Annotated in this window: 17 protein-coding genes; 6 read left to right on the top strand and 11 right to left on the bottom strand. The window is 71.9% G+C overall.

The features are described from left to right. Positions 1-8: 8 nt before the first annotated feature. Genes BFV98_RS10430 through BFV98_RS10415 form a run of 4 tightly spaced genes read right to left on the bottom strand, consistent with a single transcriptional unit; the run spans position 9 to position 4696 of the window. Positions 9-875, bottom strand: coding sequence for an XdhC family protein (locus tag BFV98_RS10430; RefSeq protein WP_071096057.1), 867 nt, complete (start codon positions 873-875; stop codon positions 9-11). A 10-nt stretch (positions 876-885) separates the two neighbouring features. Then, a complete protein-coding gene (locus BFV98_RS10425) occupies positions 886-3276 on the bottom strand; it encodes an aerobic carbon-monoxide dehydrogenase large subunit (protein WP_071096055.1) in 2391 nt (796 codons plus the stop codon). Continuing rightward, positions 3273-3821 carry a (2Fe-2S)-binding protein gene (locus BFV98_RS10420; protein WP_013285096.1) on the bottom strand — a complete coding sequence of 183 codons (549 nt, stop codon included), beginning with the start codon at positions 3819-3821 and terminating at the stop codon, positions 3273-3275. The genes BFV98_RS10425 and BFV98_RS10420 overlap by 4 nt, the downstream gene beginning before the upstream one ends. Positions 3822-3823: 2 nt before the next feature. Continuing rightward, positions 3824-4696, bottom strand: coding sequence for a xanthine dehydrogenase family protein subunit M (locus BFV98_RS10415; protein WP_071096053.1), 873 nt, complete (start codon positions 4694-4696; stop codon positions 3824-3826). A gap of 116 nt (positions 4697-4812) precedes the next feature. Between BFV98_RS10415 and BFV98_RS10410 the strand changes: the two genes are divergently transcribed. Next, positions 4813-5886, top strand: coding sequence for an XdhC family protein (locus tag BFV98_RS10410; RefSeq protein WP_071096051.1), 1074 nt, complete (start codon positions 4813-4815; stop codon positions 5884-5886). A gap of 20 nt (positions 5887-5906) precedes the next feature. On the opposite strand, the gene BFV98_RS10405 is transcribed toward BFV98_RS10410, so the two are convergent. Then, positions 5907-7010 (bottom strand): FUSC family protein, encoded by a 1104-nt coding sequence (locus BFV98_RS10405; protein WP_030270912.1) that lies wholly within the window; start codon positions 7008-7010, stop codon positions 5907-5909. A 271-nt stretch (positions 7011-7281) separates the two neighbouring features. Here BFV98_RS10405 and BFV98_RS10400 point away from each other — a divergent pair, with 271 nt between their 5' ends. The 3 genes from BFV98_RS10400 (at position 7282) to BFV98_RS10390 (ending at position 11582) form a co-directional block, all read left to right on the top strand. Next, positions 7282-8043 (top strand): ABC transporter ATP-binding protein, encoded by a 762-nt coding sequence (locus BFV98_RS10400; protein ID WP_013285100.1) that lies wholly within the window; start codon positions 7282-7284, stop codon positions 8041-8043. After that, positions 8040-10511 carry an ABC transporter permease gene (locus tag BFV98_RS10395; RefSeq protein WP_071096049.1) on the top strand — a complete coding sequence of 824 codons (2472 nt, stop codon included), beginning with the start codon at positions 8040-8042 and terminating at the stop codon, positions 10509-10511. Before BFV98_RS10400 ends, BFV98_RS10395 begins: the two co-directional genes overlap by 4 nt. A gap of 93 nt (positions 10512-10604) precedes the next feature. After that, the gene (locus BFV98_RS10390; RefSeq protein WP_071096047.1) at positions 10605-11582 is read left to right on the top strand and encodes a phosphotransferase family protein; all 978 of its coding nucleotides are present in this window, start codon (positions 10605-10607) and stop codon (positions 11580-11582) included. A gap of 38 nt (positions 11583-11620) precedes the next feature. Here BFV98_RS10390 and BFV98_RS10385 read toward each other — a convergent pair whose 3' ends face one another. After that, entirely contained in the window at positions 11621-12034 is a 414-nt protein-coding gene (locus BFV98_RS10385) for a nuclear transport factor 2 family protein (RefSeq protein WP_013474613.1), read from the bottom strand. 96 nt (positions 12035-12130) lie between these two features. On the opposite strand from BFV98_RS10385, the gene BFV98_RS10380 reads away from it, so the two are divergent. Continuing rightward, positions 12131-12985, top strand: a complete 855-nt coding sequence (locus BFV98_RS10380; RefSeq protein ID WP_047890938.1) for an aldo/keto reductase — start codon at positions 12131-12133, stop codon at positions 12983-12985. Between the two features lie 108 nt (positions 12986-13093). Here BFV98_RS10380 and BFV98_RS10375 read toward each other — a convergent pair whose 3' ends face one another. The 3 genes from BFV98_RS10375 to BFV98_RS10370 are packed head-to-tail and all read right to left on the bottom strand — an operon-like array spanning position 13094 to position 14445. Then, entirely contained in the window at positions 13094-13900 is an 807-nt protein-coding gene (locus BFV98_RS10375; RefSeq protein WP_071098822.1) for an aminoglycoside adenylyltransferase domain-containing protein, read from the bottom strand. Continuing rightward, complete coding sequence (locus tag BFV98_RS32240; protein WP_176921688.1) at positions 13887-14222, bottom strand: hypothetical protein; 336 nt, start codon at positions 14220-14222, stop codon at positions 13887-13889. The genes BFV98_RS10375 and BFV98_RS32240 overlap by 14 nt, the downstream gene beginning before the upstream one ends. Before the next feature lie 13 nt (positions 14223-14235). Further along, entirely contained in the window at positions 14236-14445 is a 210-nt protein-coding gene (locus BFV98_RS10370) for a hypothetical protein (protein WP_013285106.1), read from the bottom strand. Positions 14446-14563: 118 nt separating this feature from the next. Here BFV98_RS10370 and mraY point away from each other — a divergent pair, with 118 nt between their 5' ends. Continuing rightward, positions 14564-15667: a phospho-N-acetylmuramoyl-pentapeptide-transferase gene (gene mraY, locus BFV98_RS10365; protein WP_047890936.1), complete on the top strand. Its 1104-nt coding sequence runs from the start codon at positions 14564-14566 to the stop codon at positions 15665-15667. 17 nt (positions 15668-15684) lie between these two features. Here mraY and BFV98_RS10360 read toward each other — a convergent pair whose 3' ends face one another. Both BFV98_RS10360 and BFV98_RS10355 read right to left on the bottom strand, forming a co-directional pair. Continuing rightward, a complete protein-coding gene (locus tag BFV98_RS10360) occupies positions 15685-16173 on the bottom strand; it encodes a MarR family transcriptional regulator (protein ID WP_225319448.1) in 489 nt (162 codons plus the stop codon). A gap of 8 nt (positions 16174-16181) precedes the next feature. Then, positions 16182-17429: an NAD(P)/FAD-dependent oxidoreductase gene (locus BFV98_RS10355; RefSeq protein WP_071096045.1), complete on the bottom strand. Its 1248-nt coding sequence runs from the start codon at positions 17427-17429 to the stop codon at positions 16182-16184. Between the last annotated feature and the right edge of the window lie 40 nt (positions 17430-17469).

Genomic DNA, 17469 nt, shown 5'->3' with positions numbered 1-17469 from the left:
GAACACGGCTACGCCGCCACGTGCCGGTCGCGGCAGCCGGGGCAGCAGAACCAGTGGTCGGTGCCGTCGATCCGCACGTGCGGGGTGTCCGGCCCGACCAGGACTGTCATCCCGCACACCGGGTCGACTGCCTGCTGGGGGAGCGCCGCGGGTGGTGCGGGGGAGGAGGCGAGGCCGTCCACCCGGAGCGCCCGCACCACCTCGGCCATGATCGACAGCGCGATCTCCTGCGGTGAGCGCGCCCCGATCTCCAGTCCGGCCGGGGTCCGGACCCGGGCGCGCTCCGCGTCGGACAGCGCCAGTTCGTCGAGCACCGCCGCGCCGCGGGTCCGGCTGGCGACCAGCGCGACGTGCCCCACTCCGGCGTCCAGCGCGGCGCGGACGGCGTCCTGTTCGCCCTTGCCGAGGCCGGCCACCACGACCGCCGTCGCGCCGGAGTGGTCACCGGACGTGGCCACCTCGAAGTCGAGGAAGGCTGCCAGGGTGGCCACCGCCGCGCTGATCGGCGTGTCGCCCACCAGACCCAGCACGGGTACGGGCAGCACCGGGCGCAGGAAGATCTCGAGCGCCCCGCCCGAGTGGCACGGGTTGACCACGACCCGTGCCCCCGGCGTGTCGGGGAAGGCGGGCGCGCCGTCCGGCAGGACCCGCAGCAGCAGCGCCTTGCCGTCCCGGAGGGCGTCCAGGGCGGCCGCCCGCACCGAACTCTCGGCGCACATCCCGCCGACGAAACCCTCTATGGTGCCGTCCGGCAGGATCACCGCGTCGTCGCCGGGCCGGGCCGACGTCGGATCCTGCGCCCGGACCACTGTGGCGTGCACGAACGGCGCGCGTGAGACGGTCAGATCACGCGTACGGCGGGCGATAGTCGTCATGGCCACCTCCCTAGTTCGGCGGGCGGGCGTTGCCGCGCATCGCGTCCCAGACGCGCGACGGCGTCAACGGCATGTCGGCATGCCGTACGCCGAAGGGTTCGAGGGCGTCGACGACCGCGTTGACGATCGCCGGCGGAGAGCCGACGGTGGCCGACTCGCCCACGCCCTTCGCGCCGATCGGGTGGTGCGGGGACGGGGTGACGGTGAAGCCGGTCTCCCAGTCGGGCACCTCCAGCGCGGTGGGGATCAGGTAGTCCATGAGCGACGCGCCGAGGCAGTTGCCGTCCTCGTCGAACGCGATCATCTCCATGAGGGCCATGCCGACTCCGTCGGCCAGCCCGCCGTGCACCTGCCCCTCGATGATCATCGGGTTGATCCGGGTGCCGCAGTCGTCGACGGCGATGAACCGCCGCACCTTGACCTGCGCGGTGCCGGGGTCGATGTCCACCACGCAGATGTACGCCCCGTGCGGATACGTCAGGTTCGACGGGTTGTAGCAGATCTGCGCCTCCAACCCGCCCTCGACGCCCTCGGGCAGGTCGCCGGCGCCGTGCGCGCGCATCGCGATGTCCTGGATGGTCACGTTCCTGCCCGGGTCACCCTTGACCCGGAAGGAACCCTTGTCCCACTCCAGGTCGGCGACCGAGACCTCCAGCATGCCGGAGGCGATGATCTTGGCCTTGTCGCGGACCTTGCGGGCGACCAGGGCCGCTGCGGCACCGGAGACGGGGGTGGACCGGCTGCCGTACGTGCCGAGGCCGAACGGCGTGTTGTCGGTGTCGCCGTGCACCACGTCGATGTCGTCCGGCGGGATGCCGATCTCCTCGGCGACGATCTGCGCGAACGTCGTCTCGTGTCCCTGGCCCTGGGACTGCACGCTGAGCCGCACCACTGCCTTGCCGGTCGGGTGCACACGCAGCTCACAGCCGTCGGCCATGCCCAGGCCGAGGATGTCCATGTTCTTGCGCGGGCCGGCGCCGACGGCCTCGGTGAAGAACGCGACGCCGATGCCCATCAACTCGCCCCGGGCCCGCTTCTCCTGCTGCTCGCGCCGCAGGTCGGCGTAGCCGGCCATCTCCATCGCCAGCCGCATGGTCGGCTCGTAGTCGCCGGAGTCGTACACCCAGCCGGTCTTCGTCGTGTAGGGGAACTGCTCCGGGCGGATGAAGTTCTTCAGCCGCAACTCGGCCGGGTCCATGCCCAGCTCGTCGGCGAGGCAGTCGACGATCCGCTCGACGAGGTAGACGGCCTCGGTGATGCGGAACGAACAGGCGTACGCCACACCGCCCGGCGCCTTGTTCGTGAAGACCGCCGTCATCTTGCAGTACGCGGCCTCGATGTCGTAGCTGCCGGTGAAGACCCCGAAGAAGCCGGCCGGGTACTTCACCGGCGCGGCGGTGCCGTTGAAGGCGCCGTGGTCGGCGAGGACGTTGGTGCGGATGGCCAGGATCCGGCCGTCACGGGTCGCCGCGATCTCACCACGCATGATGTAGTCGCGGGCGAAGCCGGTGCTGATCAGGTTTTCGAAGCGGTCCTCCATCCACTTCACCGGCTTCCCGGTGACGATCGACGCGACGATCGCGCAGACGTACCCCGGATAGATCGGCACCTTGTTGCCGAAGCCACCGCCGATGTCCGGCGAGATCACCTGGATCTTGTGCTCGGGGATGCCCGCCACCAGGGCGTAGAGGGTGCGATGCGCGTGCGGCGCCTGCGTGGTGGACCAGAGGCGCAGCTTGCCGTCGACGGCGTCGAAGTCGGCGATCGCCCCACAGGTCTCCATCGGCGCGGGGTGCACCCGCGGATAGACCAGATCCTGGCTCACCACGACGTCCGCCCGGGCGAACACGGCCGCGGTGGCCGCCTCGTCACCGGTCTCCCAGTCGAAGCAGTGGTTGTCGGTCTTGCCTTCGAGATCGTCGCGGATCACCGGGGCGCCCGGTTCGAGCGCGCGGCGGGCGTCGACGACCGGATCGAGGACGTCGTACTCGACGTCGATCAGCTCCAGCGCGTCCCGCGCCGCGTACTTGTCCTCGGCGACGACGAACGCCACCTCCTGGCCCTGGAAGCGCACCTTGTCGGTGGCGAGCACGGCCTGCACGTCGTTGGAGAGCGTCGGCATCCAGGCCAGGCCCTGCTCGGCCAGCATCGCCCCGGTCACGACAGCCTTGACGCCGGGTGAGGCCTCGGCGGCGCTCGTGTCGATGCTCAGGATCCGCGCGTGGGCCACCGGCGAGCGGAGGATGGCCAGGTGCAGCATGCCGGGCAGCCGGACGTCGTCGACGAACCGGCCCCGGCCGCGTACGAACCGCGGATCCTCCTTCCGCAGCATGCGGCCGTAGCCCACCGGCTTCTGGTCGTTGTCGTGGAAGGTGTCCACGCGCTCGTGCACAGTCGTCATACGACGCTCCCGGCGGGCCGGCCGGCGTTGTCGATCTCGCCGGCTTCGCGTGATTCGGTGGTCTCGGTGACCGCGGCGGCCGCGTTCGCCTCGTGCACGGCGGCCCAGCGCACCGAGCGCACGATGGTGGCGTAGCCCGTGCAGCGGCAGATCTGACCGGAGATCGCTTCGCGGATCTCCGCCTCGGTCGGGTCCGGGTTGCGGTTCAGCAGCGCGCGAGCCGTCATCATCATGCCGGGAGTGCAGAAGCCGCACTGCAGGCCGTGGCACTGGATGAAGCCCTGCTGGACCGGGTCGAGCTCCGCGCCCTTCGCCAGGCCCTCGACGGTACGCACCTGGTGTCCGCCGGCCATCGCGGCCAGCACGGTGCACGACTTCACCGGTTCGCCGTCGAGCCAGACGACGCAGGTGCCGCAGTTGCTGGTGTCGCACCCCGCGTGCGTTCCGGTCAGGCCCAGCACGTCGCGCAGGAAGTGCACAAGCAGCAGGCGGCCCTCGATCTCCCGGGTGACCTCGACGTCGTTGACGGTCATGGTGACCTGCATGCTCAGCTCCTCGCCCGTTCCACGGCCCGGCGCAGGGTCCGTCTGGTCAGCTCGTCGGCCAGGTGCCGCTTGTAGTCCGCGCTGCCGCGCTGGTCGGTGGCCGGATCGCAGCTGCGCGCGGCGATCGCGCCGGCCTGCGCGAAGAGGCCCTCGCTGGGCTCCTGCCCGCGCAGCGCCGCGGAGATCTCCGGGATACCGGTGGTGTTCGGGCCCACAGCGGCCAGTCCGACCCGGGCGTCGGAGATCACGTCGCCGTCGAGCCAGACCGCTGCACCCGCCGAGACCACCGCCCAGTCGCCGGCCCGGCGCTCCACCTTCTCGTAGGCGCTGCCGCAGCCGGGCCGCACCGGCAGCCGGATCTCGACCAGGATCTCCCCGTCGCCGACGGCCGTCTCGTACGGTCCGACGTGGAACTCCTCCATGGACACCACCCGTTCGGCGCCGCCCGGCCCGCGGATCACGCAGCTCGCGTCCAGGGCGGTGCAGACCGCGGACAGGTCCTCCGACGGGTCCGCCTGGCACAGGGAACCGCCCAGCGTGCCCCGGTTGCGCACCACCGGATCGGCGATCACCCGTTCGGCGTCGGCGAAGATCGGGAAGGCCGCCGTCAGGGTGGCGGACTCGAGTAGTTCCCGATGCCGGGTCAGCGCACCGATACGCAGCTCGTCCGGACCCGCCTCGATGTAGCTGAGCTCGTCGTGGAGATCGTTGATGTCGATGAGATAGTCGAAACTGGCCAGCCGCAGCTTCATCATCGGCAGCAGGCTGTGCCCGCCGGCGATCAGCCGGGACGTGCTGCCCAGTCGTTCCATCAGGCTGATGGCATGGTCCACACTGGTTGCTCGTTCGTACTCGAACGGGGCCGGCACCTGCATATCGCACCTCCGGAAGTCGTCAATGTGGTGCCGGTGCCCGCGGAAGTCAACGCCGACCTAAGCAAGTCCTTAGGTCGGCGTTGACGGTGCCGCTGCTGCTCACGGATCGTGCGGCAATGCGAGACATCGTCGACGGGTTGACCGCGTGGCGTGCCGCCGGCGTCCGGTTCGCCGTCGCGACAGTCGTGCGGACCTGGAAGTCGGCGCCCAGACCGCCGGGCGCGGCCATGGCGGTCTGCGCCGACGGTGAGGTCGTCGGCAGCATCTCGGGAGGTTGCGTCGAGGGCGCGGTGTACGAGCTCTGCCAGGAGGCCATACGCACCGGCCAGGCGCGCACCGAGACGTACGGTGTCGGCGACGACGACGCCTTCGAGGTGGGCCTGACCTGCGGCGGCACCATCGAGGTCCTGGTCCAGCCGGACGTCGTCCTGACCGAGCCGGACGCGGTGCTCGCCGCGATCCGCGCGGGTGCGCCGGTGGCGACGGCGTCGGCCGGGACGGCCCAGATGGTGGTCTGGCCCGACCGGGTGGCCGGCACCCTCGGCGACGCCGACCTGGACCGCGCGGTGGCGCGGCAGGCCGAGGGCATGCTCGCCCTCGGCACCACCGGAACCGTTCGACTCGGTACGCGCGGGCAGCAGCGGCACGACGAGGTGTCCGTCTTCGTCCAGTCGTACCTGCCGCCACCACGGATGATCGTCTTCGGCGCGATCGACTTCGCCGTCGCGGTGGCCCGGATCGGCCGCTTCCTCGGCTATCACGTCACGGTGTGCGACGCCCGTCCGGTGTTCGCCACCCGCAAGCGCTTCCCCGATGCCGACGACCTCGTCGTCCAGTGGCCGCACACGTACCTGGAGTCGACAGCAGTCGACGAGCGGACGGTGCTCTGCGTCCTCACCCACGACCCGAAGTTCGACGTCCCGCTGCTCGAGGTCGCCCTGCGCACGCCGGCCCGCTACATCGGCGCGATGGGCAGCCGCCGCACCCACGCCGACCGGCTGCGCCGCCTGCGCGAGGCGGGTGTGGACGAGGCCGCCCTCGCCCGGCTCTCCTCACCGATCGGACTCGACCTGGGGGCGCGGACGCCGGAGGAGACCGCCGTGGCGATCGCCGCCGAGTTCGTCGCCCTGGCCGCGGGAGGGTCCGGCCGGCGGCTGACGGACCTCGACACCCCGATCCACCACCGCTGAGCGGACCAGCGGGGGACGTGTCACCCCCGGCTCAGGCCGAGCGCCTCGTCCACCCGGTCGAGCACCGCCACGTCGTCGTGGCCGACACCGCGCAGCAGGTCGATCGCTGTCGCCCGGATCTGCCCGACGATCATGGTGACCGGCAGTGGCGGATCGGTCCGCAGCAGGCCCGCGGCGATCCGGACCGCCTCCAGCGCCGCCGCGTCGGCCCGCTGCGCGTGCCGGTCGGCGTCGGCGCCGGTGAGGTCGTGGGCCATGGCCTCACCAGCCGATCGTACGGCGGAGGTCAGCGCGCCGATCGCGGCGGCCAGCTCCGGCGGCGTGGCGGTGTGCCGGCGGGTCAGGGTCACGCCGGCCCGGGCCAGCACCCGGATGTTGCGGGCGGCGTAGTCGAGCTGCCGCAGCGTGGCCTCCACCTCGACGAGCTTGCCCAGGTGCCGGCGGCGCAGTCCCAGCCGCAGCGTCTCACCGGTGGCGAGCACCGCGGCCTGCATCTCGGCGACGCAGTCGTCCACCTGCCGCGCCCGGTCCAGCGCGGCGCGGGCGGCGTCCTCGTCGCAGCCCCGCAGGGCCGCGTTGACCTGGTCGAGCAGGTCGGCCAGGTCGGTGTAGCTGCGCCGGGCCTGGGCCACCAGTGGTGCCAGCGGGTCACGGGCGGCCATCAGCTGGCTGGCGGCAAGCGCCACGGCGCCGCCGATGAGCGCGTCGACGAAGCGGAACGGCATCAGCGTCCCGTTCGGCGCGGAGACCACGACCAGGTACATGGCCGAGACGGTGGCCTGCACGACCAGGGCACGGCGGGCCCCGATCACCACGAGCGTCGTGGTGGTCAGCAGCAGCACCAGCAGGACCGTCTCGGTGCCCGGGCCCAGCGCGTACACCAGCAGCTCCGCGACGAGCACGGCTGCCGCCACGGCGAACAGGATCTCGACGGTCTGCCGCAGCCGTCGCCCGCGGGACTCGCCGAGCACGACGAGCGCGGCGGTCGGCGCGAAGAACGGGTCCGGGTGCCGGATCACCACCGCCGCCACGATCCACGCGACCACAGCGGCGGCGGTCAGCTCGACCACTGTCATCCCGTCGCCGCGCAACCGCGCGACGGCGTCGCGTACCCAGGTCCGCACCGGTGGTACCCCTCTCGCCGGGCAGGCCGGGACCGGCCGCCGATCGATCTTCCGCGAGGAGGCCCACTACCCCGGCTGTGACCTGCTCAATCGCTCGGGTGGCGGGCGGGAAGGTGGAACGGACGACGTGCCGGCAGGCGAGCGCCCGGGCCGGTGGTAGCGCCTGCTGTACCCGGATCGGGCAGCCCGCTGGATGGTCGCCGTTCCTCCAGGTCAATAGCGTTTCTGGTGCGCGCAGTTCCTGCCGATGACACGGAGAGAGGCCACCAGAATGCCGGACCATCCGGGACGCACCATCGAACCGGCGGTACGTGTCGAACAACTCACCCGCGTGTACGGCACCGGCCGCAACCAGGTGACCGCGCTCGCGGGCGTCGATGTCGGCTTCGGCCGGGGGACCTTCACCGCGGTGATGGGCCCCTCGGGCTCCGGCAAGAGCACGCTGTTGCAGATCGCGGCCGGGCTCGACCGCCCCACGAGCGGTCGGGTGATCCTCGGCGGCACCGACCTGTCCGGGTTGTCCGAGACGCGCCTGACCGAGCTGCGTCGTACCCGGATCGGGTTCGTCTTCCAGGCGTTCAACCTGATCGGCGCGCTCACCGTCGAGGAGAACCTCGTGCTGCCCCTGCGTCTGGCCGGCGTCCGCCCGGACCGGGCCTGGCTGGCCCACGTGGTCGAGCGGGTCGGCCTCGCCGACCGGCTGCACCACCGGCCGGCGGCGCTGTCCGGCGGCCAGCAGCAGCGGGTGGCGATCGCCCGGGCGCTGGCCACCCGCCCCGAGGTGATCTTCTCGGACGAGCCCACCGGCGCCCTCGACTCGCGGACCGCGGCGGAGGTGCTGACGCTGTTGCGCGCGGTCGTGGACGAGCACGGGCAGACGGTGGTGATGGTGACCCACGACCCGATCGCCGCGTCGTACGCGGATCGGGTGCTCGTGCTGGCCGACGGTGCGATGGTCGCCGACCTTCCGCAGCTCGGAGCCGTCCGTATCGCCGAGCACCTGGCCTCGCTGGACGGGCGGGTCCTCCGATGACCGGCCTCGCCGCCCGCCTGCTGCGGCACCGCACCGGCCCCGCCGCCGCGACCCTGCTGGCCCTGATCGCCGGTGTGCTGATCCTGGTGGCGATGGGCACGCTCGTCGAATCAGGGCTGCGGTTCCGCCCGGAGCCGCGGCTCTGGGCGAGCGCCGACGTGGTCGTCGCCAACCGCACGATCAGCCACACGTTCCGCGAGTTCGACGGTGACACCACCACGAGTACCGTGACGCTGCCCGAGGGCGGCACCGTGGACGCCGACCTCGTGGACCGGATCCGCCGGGTGCCGGGCGTCACGGCAGTCACCGGCGACCACGCGGTGCTGATCGGCTCACCCGCGGCCGTGGGACACGGCTGGGACACCTACGCCTTCACCGGCCGTTCCCTCGTCGCCGGTGCCGCGCCCCGGAACGACGACGAGGTGGTGGCCGACACCCGGCTCGGCGTGACGCCCGGCGACCGCATCGAGCTGGTCGTCGGCGGGATCAGCCGGTCGTACCGGGTGAGCGGAACCGCCGAGACCGGTTCGGCGGCGGTGTTCTTCACCGACGCGCAGGCCGCCCGCTTGTCCGCGCACCCGGGCCGGGTGGACGCGATCGGCGTACGGACGGCGCCCGGCGCCGACCTCGGCGCGGTGCGGGAGATCGCGTCGGCGGCCGGTGCCACGGCGTACGCCGGAAAGGACCGCGGGAAGGCCGAGCAGCCGGAGAACCAGGCCGCACAGAGGTTGCTGGTCGAGGCCGGGTCGGCCTTCGGGGGGTACGTCGTCCTGCTGATCGTGTTCGTGGTGGCCGGCACCATCGGGCTGTCCGTCCGGCACCGTCGGCGTGACCTGGCGTTGCTGCGCGCGGTCGCCGCCACGCCGGGGCAGGTGCGCCGCATGCTGGTCGCCGAGGCCACGCTGCTCGCCCTGGCCGGCTCCGCGATCGGCGGCCCGGCCGGCCTGCTGGCGGCCCGCTGGGTGCACGGCGAACTGGTCGGGCGGGGGTTCGTGCCGGCCGGCTTCCCGATGGTGGGCGGTCTGTTCGCGGTGCCCGCCGCCATCGGTACGGCGGTCCTCGTGGCGGTGGTCGCCGCGCTGATCGCCGCACGCCGGGTCACCGCCATCAAACCGATCGAGGCGCTCGGCGAGATCGCTGTCGAACCCCGGCGCAGCGGCCCGGTACGGCTGATCGCCGGCGTGCTGACGCTGATGGCGGCCGGCAGCTCCGGAGCGTTCACGCTCGGCGCCGCCGGGTCGGCCGGGGCGCTGGCCGGCGCGGTCGGCATGCTCTACCTGTTCGTCATCGCGGTGGCGCTGCTCGCACCGATGATCAACGCGTACGCGGCACGCCTGCTCACCCCGGTGCTGCCGCGGATCTGGCGGGCCGGCGGATACCTGGCCGCGGCCAACCTGCGGGCCAACGCGCAGGGCATGGCGACAGTCCTGACCGCCCTCGTGCTGTCCGTCGGGTTCGGCGGTTCGGTCTGGTTCCTGCAGAACAACCTGGAACGGCAGACCACCACGCAGAGCAGCGCGGGAACACTCGCCGAGCGGGTGCTCGTCGCTCCGGGTGGACTGCCCGCGGACGCGGCGGGGGAGATCCGCGAGCTGGACGGGGTACAGGCGGCCACCGGGGTACGCCGCACCCAGGTCGTGGTGCGGGCGCTCGGCGGCATCGAGCCGGTCGGCGCGCAGTCCGTCGACCCGGCGGGCGTCACGTCGACGATGGACCTCGCCGTGCGCAAGGGCACCCTGGCCGACCTGCGCGCCGGCACCGTCGCCCTGTCCACGACGCAGGCGTCGTCGTCCGGCTGGGACGTCGGCGACAAGGCGGAACTCTGGCTGGGCGACGGCACCCCTGTCACGTTGGACGTCGTCGCGATCTACGACCGTGGCCTCGGCTTCGGCGACGTCACCCTGGCTGCCGGGACGGTCGCCGGGCACACGGCGGGGAACACCGTCGACGAGGTCCTGGTCCGCGGCGGCCCGGACGCCGGCACCGCGTTGGCTGCGTGGGCGGCGGCGCGGCCCGGCGCCGAGGTTCTCGACGCCACCACCCGCACGCGCCTGCTCGGCACCGATCTGGCGCTCGGCGCCTGGCTGAACCGGCTGCTGATCGGCGTGATGGTCGGGTACGCGGCGCTGGCGGCGGCCACCACGATGGTGATGGCGGCGCTGGCCCGCCGCCGCGAGCTGGCGCTGCTGCAACTGGTCGGGGTCACCCGCCGTCAGATCCGCGGGATGGTCCGGGCCGAACAGGCCGGGCTGCTCGGCACGGCGGTGCTGATCGGCGCGACGATCGCGGTGCTGACGCTGAGCGCGATCGTCAACGGACTGACCGGCAGCCCGATCCCGTACGTGCCGCCGCTCGGGTGGGCGGCGGTGCTCGGCGGTACGGCACTGCTGGCGTTGGTGAGCACGGTGTGGCCCGTCCGGCGGCTGCTCAGCGCTCCGCCGATCGACAACATCGGCCTGAAGGAGTAGGACCGGCGGCGGGGCGGGTCCGGTGCGTCAACTCGGTTGTGCGCCGGTGCCCGGCCTGGCAGCCTGGCCGCTTCGGTCCGACGAGAGGCGGCCATGACGCGGACATTCCTGCAACCGGATGACCTGCACGACCTGGTGTCGGACCAGTTCGGCTCGGACCGGCGGCTCGCTGCCCTGGACCGGCTGACGGGCGGCACCAAGAAGGGCGTCTACCGGCTTCGGCTGGACGACCGGACAACCATGATGCTGTACGTGTGGGCCGCGGGCGAGAACTACTGGCCGCCGTCACCGGCGGTCCCGGACGACCCGTTCACGGATGCGTCGGGTGCGGATCTCTTCGCCGCCGCCCACGCGGCGCTCACCGGTGCAGGAGTGCGTGTCCCGCATCTGTTGATGATCGACCGGGACGGCCGTCACCTCGACGCCGACATCGCGCTTGTCGAGGACGCGGGCGCGCTGCGGCTGGAGGCGTTGGTGGAACACGATCCGGCCGCTGCCGTCACGCCGCTGTCCGCGCTCGGTGACGCCCTGCGCCGCATGCACACGGCCTTCGGGCCGCACTACGGAAAGGTCGCGGCCATCGCCCGAGGTGAGGCATCACAGACGCGACGCACCGAGGACGTGATCGTCGACCGCGCGCTCGGCCACCTCGCCCCGGCAGCGGCCCGCGACGCCCGGCTGGCCGATGCCCACCACCGGGTCGCCGCCCACGTACGCCACCTCAGGAGCGCGGTCACCCCACGCGAGGAGTACGGGCTGGTGCACGGTGAACTCGGCCCGGATCACGTGCTCGTCACACCGGCCGGTGAGGCCGTCATGATCGATTTTGAGGGGCTGACGTACTTCGACGTCGAATGGGACCACGCCTGGCTGCAAATGCGTTTCGGCGAGACATACCCGGCGCTGCGCCCGGTCGCTCTCGACCCCCACCGGCTGGCGCTCTACCGATACGCGCAGACGTTGTCCTTGATCGAAGGGCCACTGCGGATCGCGGACACCGACTTTCCGGATCGGAAGTGGATGCTGGACCTGGCCGAGTGGAACATCACCAAGGCGCTCGCCGCGATCTGACGGCAGCCCGGCACCACGGGACCGTGCGCGAGGGCGTCTCAGCCGGCCGGACCGACGTGTGCCGCGAGCAGGCGCCACCCCTCGTCCTCGTCGAGGATCCATGTGCGCGTGTAGCGGACCCGGGCGACGAACGGCTCGCCGGCAAGGGTGCCTTCCAGCGTGCCGAGGAACCACGTCACCCCGGTGCCGCCGACGGCGAGCACGGCCAGGTCCTCCTCGTCGACCCGGGTCATCGTCTGCTGGCCGGATCGGTGCGCGTGCAGGTCGTCCTGCTTGGAGTAGAGACGGCCGTCAGGCCCGGTGAACACGAGGCGGTCGTCGATCAGCCGATCCAACTCCGCGACGTCGGAGGACAGCTGGGCACGTTGAAGACGCCGTTCAGCGGCGCGTAAGCCCTCGACCCCGGCGAGATCCGCGCCGCCGTTCCCCGTGGGAAAATCATCGTCGTTCACTGTAGATAACCTAACAGCGATCTCCGGGAACCGGTATCGGGCGGATGACCGCCTGTGCAGGTCAGCGGGGATGGCTAGGTTCGCCCGGTGCCCAACATGATTACTGCGGCGTCCGCAGGCACCTGGACGCTCGGCGACCTGACCGTCAACCGGATCGGATTCGGCGCGATGCGCCTGACCGGCAACCGCGGTGTGGCGAGCGACCGCGAACGCGTCATCGGCGTGCTGCGCCGGGCGGTCGAGCTCGGCGTCAACCACATCGACACGGCGGCGTTCTACTTCTCACCACTGCGGTCGGCCAACGAGCTGATCAACACGGCGCTCTCGCCGTACGCCGACGAACTGGTCATCACCACGAAGGTCGGGCCGGGCCGCGACCCCTCCGGCGAGTGGCTGCCGCTGGCCCGGCCCGACCAACTGCGCGGACAGGTCGAGGAGAACCTGCGCCAGCTGGGCCGTGACCACCTGGACGTCGTCAACCTGCGCCAGAACGGGCTGGAGTCGGTCGCGGAGCACTTCGGCGCGCTGGCCGACCTGCGGGACGCCGGGCTCATCCGGCATCTCGGCCTGTCGAACATCCGTCCGCAGCACCTCGCGCAGGCACAGGCGATCGCCCCGGTGGTCTGCGTGCAGAACCCGTACGGCGTCGACACCCGACGTGTGCACGACCAGCTCGTGCGCACCTGCGGGGAGCAGGGCGTCGCCTTCGTGCCGTTCTTCGCGATCGCCGGCGACGGACGTGAGGCAGGTGGCGTGGCCGGCAACGAGGCGGTGGCGGCCGTCGCCCGGGCGCACGGGGCGACGCCGGCGCAGGTGCGCATCGCGTGGACCCTCAGCCGCGGGCCGCACATGCTGGCCATCCCCGGTACGGGCGACCCCGACCATCTGGTCGAGAACCTGGCCGCCGGGGCGCTGCGCCTGTCCCCCGAGGAACTGGCCCGGCTCGACTAGCGGCGCCCTGCCACGAGTCCACGACCCTCGACGGAAGGTCTCACCTTTGCCGGCAGCGGTTACGTCGGCGTTCCTGGCCGGGATGGCCCTGATCGCCGTGGAGGCCGTCTAGCCCGCCTGCTTCGTCGCCGCGTCGCCGTCCAGCTCGCGCCACTGCCCACCATCGGTCGGGGCCAGGATGGCGGCGCTGAGTTCGGTCACGAATGCCCGGACCTCGTCGAACCGGCCGGGATCGGTGTCCTGGCCGGAGTCGTACCACCAGTCGCGCGCCCAGGCGATGAGGTCCGCCCATCGAGGGCAGGCGGTGATGGTCTGCTCGGCGGCCTGCCGCTTGGACAGTTGCCGGCCATGGCGCAGGCGCTGGTACGCCCGGCAGAGCGTGAGCACCGCGTACGACTGGGCTCCAGGTGGGGTCATCTCGAGCACCCAGGCCGGCCAGTCGCGGACGTGGTCCAGCAGAGCCGCGCTGACGAGGCCGGGGTCGGCGGCGGGGAGCAGCTCACCGGCCGGCGGTCCCAGCAGCGTACGGCCGTGGTCGTGCACGGCGGACCAGGTCACGACGCGGTGGGTGGTGGCGGGCAACAGGTGCAACGACTCGCCGGGACTGATCCGGGCGATCACGTGATCCCGGCCGGGATCGGCGCGCACCGCGTCCAGTGACACGTACTCCACCTCGATCCGGCCGGCCCACTGCGAATGCCGGCGGTCGAGGTCGGAATGCAGTTCGGCGAGTACGTCGAGGAGCTTCTCGTCCGGATCGTCGGTGAGCACCGCGAGCAGGTCGAGGTCGCTGCGGTTCACGGCGAAGTCGCCTGCCACCAGCGAGCCGTGCAGGTACAGGCCCAGGAGCCTGCCGGCCAGCGCCCGGCGCCACGCCTCGCGGAGATCGGAGAGAACCATGTCAGGTGGGACCACCAGGTGATCCTGCTCCGCGGCCCGCCTGGCCGCCATCGAGTAAGTCGACCCGTCCACGCCGGCAGTACGCCGAGGCTCGGCTGACCCCGGCATCAACCACCTCGGACGGCACGCTTCTGCCATGGCAGTCATCGAGATGGACAGCCTCGTCAAGCGCTACGGCGAGCACACCGCTGTGGACGGCGTCAGCTTCGCCGTCGAGCAGGGCGAGATCGTCGGCATCGACCCGCAACACGACAACGGGAAGCTGCGGGAGCTGCTCGGCGCGCAGCTCCGGCGGCTCTCCGGCGGGCAGAAGCAGCGGCTGTACGCGCAACCGCATGCGCCGGTCGCGCCTACGTGCTCGGCGGGTTGCGGTGCCGCTCCGCGAGGCCCGATGTGGCCTGCCGCTGCGCGTCGTGCCGGTGCTGGTCGGCGGCGGCCCGGCGGACCGCAGCCGAGTCCTCGTCCGACGGGCGCCTCGACCGGTCGCGCCGGGCGACGAAGACGACGAGCGCGAGCAACACCACCGCGGCCACCGCGAGCGACACCACAATCGTTCTCATGCCGTCGACGCTACGGCGTGCGGGCCAGCTTCGGCGTGGTGAAGCTCAGGGGCTGCTCCGTCCGCCTCCGGATGGCAAGCTCACGTGTCGTGATCGATGACTTCGTGAAGGGCCGTCCGTGAGGGCGGTCATCGTCGCGGCCGCTGTCGCGTTCGTGATCTCCCTGTTCGGCACGCCGGTGGCGATTCGCGTCTTCAGCGCGCTGAAGGCCGGTCAGCCGATCCGGTCGATCGGGCTCGCCAGCAACGAGGGAAAGAAGGGTACGCCCACGATGGGCGGCGTCGTCTTCATCGTGGCGACGGTCCTCGCGTACGTCGCCGGGCATCTCGCCCTGACCACCCTGCCCGAACGGCAGATCGCGCAGGAGGGGCCCACCATGACGGCCCTGGTGCTGCTCGGGTTGTTCGTCTTCTGCGGCGCGGTCGGATTCTTCGACGACTTCCTCAAGGTGCGCCGGCGCAACTCCGACGGGCTGTCCGCCAAGGGCAAGCTGCTCGGCCAGGCGCTCGTCGGCGGCGGGTTCGGCGTGGCCGCGCTGTACGTGCCCAGCACCAACGGCCAGACCGTGGCCAGCGAGCACATCTCGCTCATCCGCGACATCAGTTGGCTGGACGTCGGCAAGGTCGGCGCGGTCATGGTCTTCATCTTCGTGATCACGGCGATGTCCAACGGTGTGAACCTCACCGACGGCCTCGACGGCCTGGCCACCGGCGCGTCGATCCTGGTGCTCGGCGCGTACTCGCTGATCGGCTTCTGGCAGTACCGGCACTGGTGCGCCGACGACGGGTACGCCCGCGTGAACGAGTACTGCTACCAGGTCCGCGATCCGCTGGAGATCGCCATGATCGCGGCAGCCGCGGCCGGTGCCTGTGTGGGCTTCCTGTGGTGGAACACGTCCCCGGCGCGGATCTTCATGGGTGACGTGGGCGCGCTCGGGCTGGGCGGCCTGATCGGCGGGCTCGCGGTGGTGACCCGTACGACGCTGCTCTCGATCCTGATCGGTGGGCTCTTCGTCATCATCACCACGACCTGGGTGATCCAGATCGTCTCGTTCCGGACCACCGGCAAGCGGGTCTTCCGGATGGTGCCGTTGCACCACCACTTCGAGCTGGCCGGCTGGAGCGAGTCCACCATCGTGGTCCGCTTCTGGATCGTGGCCGGTGTCTGCGTCGCGGCCGGCCTGGGCCTGTTCTACTCGGACTTCCTGGCGGCCGTGGGATAGCGACAGGAGACGCCGGTTCAGGTGGACCGCTGGGCGGTGTCGCCGTCGCGGAGGTGGTCCAACTCGGCGAGGTACATCGCCTGGAGGCGGTCGTGGTGCCGGACCAGCAGCCTGACCTCCTCGGCGCTGTAGCCCTCGACGAGCCGTTCCGCCCGCTCGGCGAAACGCTCGTACGGCCGCTCCAGGTCGGCGATCCGCTCCGGCCGTATGGTGACGACGACCCGCCGCCGGTCTGCCGGGTCGCGCTCGGTCGTCACGTAGCCGGCCTGCTGGAGCCGGCGGAGCATGCTGGTGACCGCACCGGTGGTGAGGTTGGTCCGCTCGGCGATCTGCCCCGCGGTGGCGGAGCCGATGTCCGCCAGGTAGTCCAGGCACTCCAGGTCGCTCACGGCGAGGCCCAGCCGCTCCGCGATGGCGTACCGGAACACCATGGACAGCCGCGACGTCTCCCGCCCGGCGCGCATGAGGTCGGCGATCGCGGAGGCGCGGGCCGAATCGTGGGACACGCGGGCAATCATGCCTCCGGCACTGTGACCCGGTGCAGCCGAGGTAGCCCGCGGGTGAGCACCCAGTGCGGTGCGGCGGCGCCACCGGTGAGGCGGTGCATCAGCCTCGCGGCATTGTCGACGGCGTGGAAGGCGTACGGCACCATCTCGTCCTGGTATCCGGCGATCGCCTCCTCCACGGATGTGCCGTTCCGCCGGGCCTCGACCAGCCGGTGGCCGAGCAGTGCGGCGTCGCGCAGGGCGGTGTTGCCGCCATGAGCGCCGAACGGCGGCATGACGTGTACGGCATCGCCCATCATCGTCGCCCGGGGCACCGCCCACCGGTGCGGGCGCCGGCCGGTGGCGAACAGGTTGAGCACAGTGGCGTCCAGTTCCGCCGTGTCGACCAGCCGTCGGACGAGCGGGTGGAAGTCGATGCTCATCCGGGCCGCCACGTGCCACAGCGCCCGCAGGTCCCCGCGGACGCCTGGAGGCAGCTCGTCCCGCCGGAGCAGCAGTGCCCACATGACGTAGTCGTCGCCGGTGGGGGCGTAGCTGCCCGGAGCCAGGCGCGAGAACGCCTCCCGCGGGCTCTCGCCGAACCGCATTGAGGTGAAGAAGAAGGCGCTGCCGGGCCGGTCGGCGATGGACAGGACTCCGCTGGTACGCAGCGCGTCCGGGATGACGCTTGCGCCGTCGCGCCACAACGGCGACCGGCCGTAGATGCCCGCCATCGGGGTGTCCGCCGGGTCGGCGTCCGGCATGAGCTGCGCGCGCAGCGCCGAGCCGACGCCCTCCGCGCCCACCACGACTGTCGCCGCGGCGGCGCTGCCGTCGGAGAACCGCAGTCGCAGCCCGGCCGGACCGCCGTTGTCCACCGCGACGGCGGCCCTGCCGTAGTGGATGCGCCCGTCCAGCCCGGACTGCAGGATCGACCGCAGGGTCAGCCGGTCCACCTGGCGGGTCTCGTGCGGGTCGTCCTTGAAGGTGATCGTGAAGGCGTCCCGCAGCCGTCTGTCGGTGAAGCGCAGGTGCCCGCCGGGCTCGTCGCCGGTGGCCAGCGCCAGGCGGTACAGCGGGCGGGGCAGGCTCTCGCGCAGCGCCGCCAGCCCGTACCGGTCGAGGATGATCCGGTAGCCCTGCCGCCTGATGAAGGGGCCCGGGTCCCGCTCGTAGACGTGCACGTCGATGCCGGCGCGCGTCAGGTACTGGGCCAGGCAGAGGCCGGAGAGGCCGGCGCCGGCGATCGCTACTGAGAAGTCGGTCGATGCGCTCATCCGATTACCTTAATCATTAAGATGATTTGGGCAATGGCCA

This window comes from Micromonospora sp. WMMB235 (assembly GCF_001855515.1).
Taxonomy (GTDB): domain Bacteria; phylum Actinomycetota; class Actinomycetes; order Mycobacteriales; family Micromonosporaceae; genus Micromonospora; species Micromonospora aurantiaca.
Note: the sequence above shows the minus strand (reverse complement) of the source record. Positions and strands in the feature narration are given on the sequence as shown.

Coding starts and splice junctions, on each gene's coding strand:
- BFV98_RS10430 (WP_071096057.1), bottom strand. CDS start 875: ATGACGACTATCGCCCGCCGTACGCGTGATCTGACCGTCTCACGCGCG.
- BFV98_RS10425 (WP_071096055.1), bottom strand. CDS start 3,276: ATGACGACTGTGCACGAGCGCGTGGACACCTTCCACGACAACGACCAG.
- BFV98_RS10420 (WP_013285096.1), bottom strand. CDS start 3,821: ATGCAGGTCACCATGACCGTCAACGACGTCGAGGTCACCCGGGAGATC.
- BFV98_RS10415 (WP_071096053.1), bottom strand. CDS start 4,696: ATGCAGGTGCCGGCCCCGTTCGAGTACGAACGAGCAACCAGTGTGGAC.
- BFV98_RS10410 (WP_071096051.1), top strand. CDS start 4,813: ATGCGAGACATCGTCGACGGGTTGACCGCGTGGCGTGCCGCCGGCGTC.
- BFV98_RS10400 (WP_013285100.1), top strand. CDS start 7,282: ATGCCGGACCATCCGGGACGCACCATCGAACCGGCGGTACGTGTCGAA.
- BFV98_RS10395 (WP_071096049.1), top strand. CDS start 8,040: ATGACCGGCCTCGCCGCCCGCCTGCTGCGGCACCGCACCGGCCCCGCC.
- BFV98_RS10390 (WP_071096047.1), top strand. CDS start 10,605: ATGACGCGGACATTCCTGCAACCGGATGACCTGCACGACCTGGTGTCG.
- BFV98_RS10380 (WP_047890938.1), top strand. CDS start 12,131: ATGATTACTGCGGCGTCCGCAGGCACCTGGACGCTCGGCGACCTGACC.
- BFV98_RS32240 (WP_176921688.1), bottom strand. CDS start 14,222: ATGCGGTTGCGCGTACAGCCGCTGCTTCTGCCCGCCGGAGAGCCGCCG.
- BFV98_RS10370 (WP_013285106.1), bottom strand. CDS start 14,445: ATGAGAACGATTGTGGTGTCGCTCGCGGTGGCCGCGGTGGTGTTGCTC.
- BFV98_RS10355 (WP_071096045.1), bottom strand. CDS start 17,429: ATGAGCGCATCGACCGACTTCTCAGTAGCGATCGCCGGCGCCGGCCTC.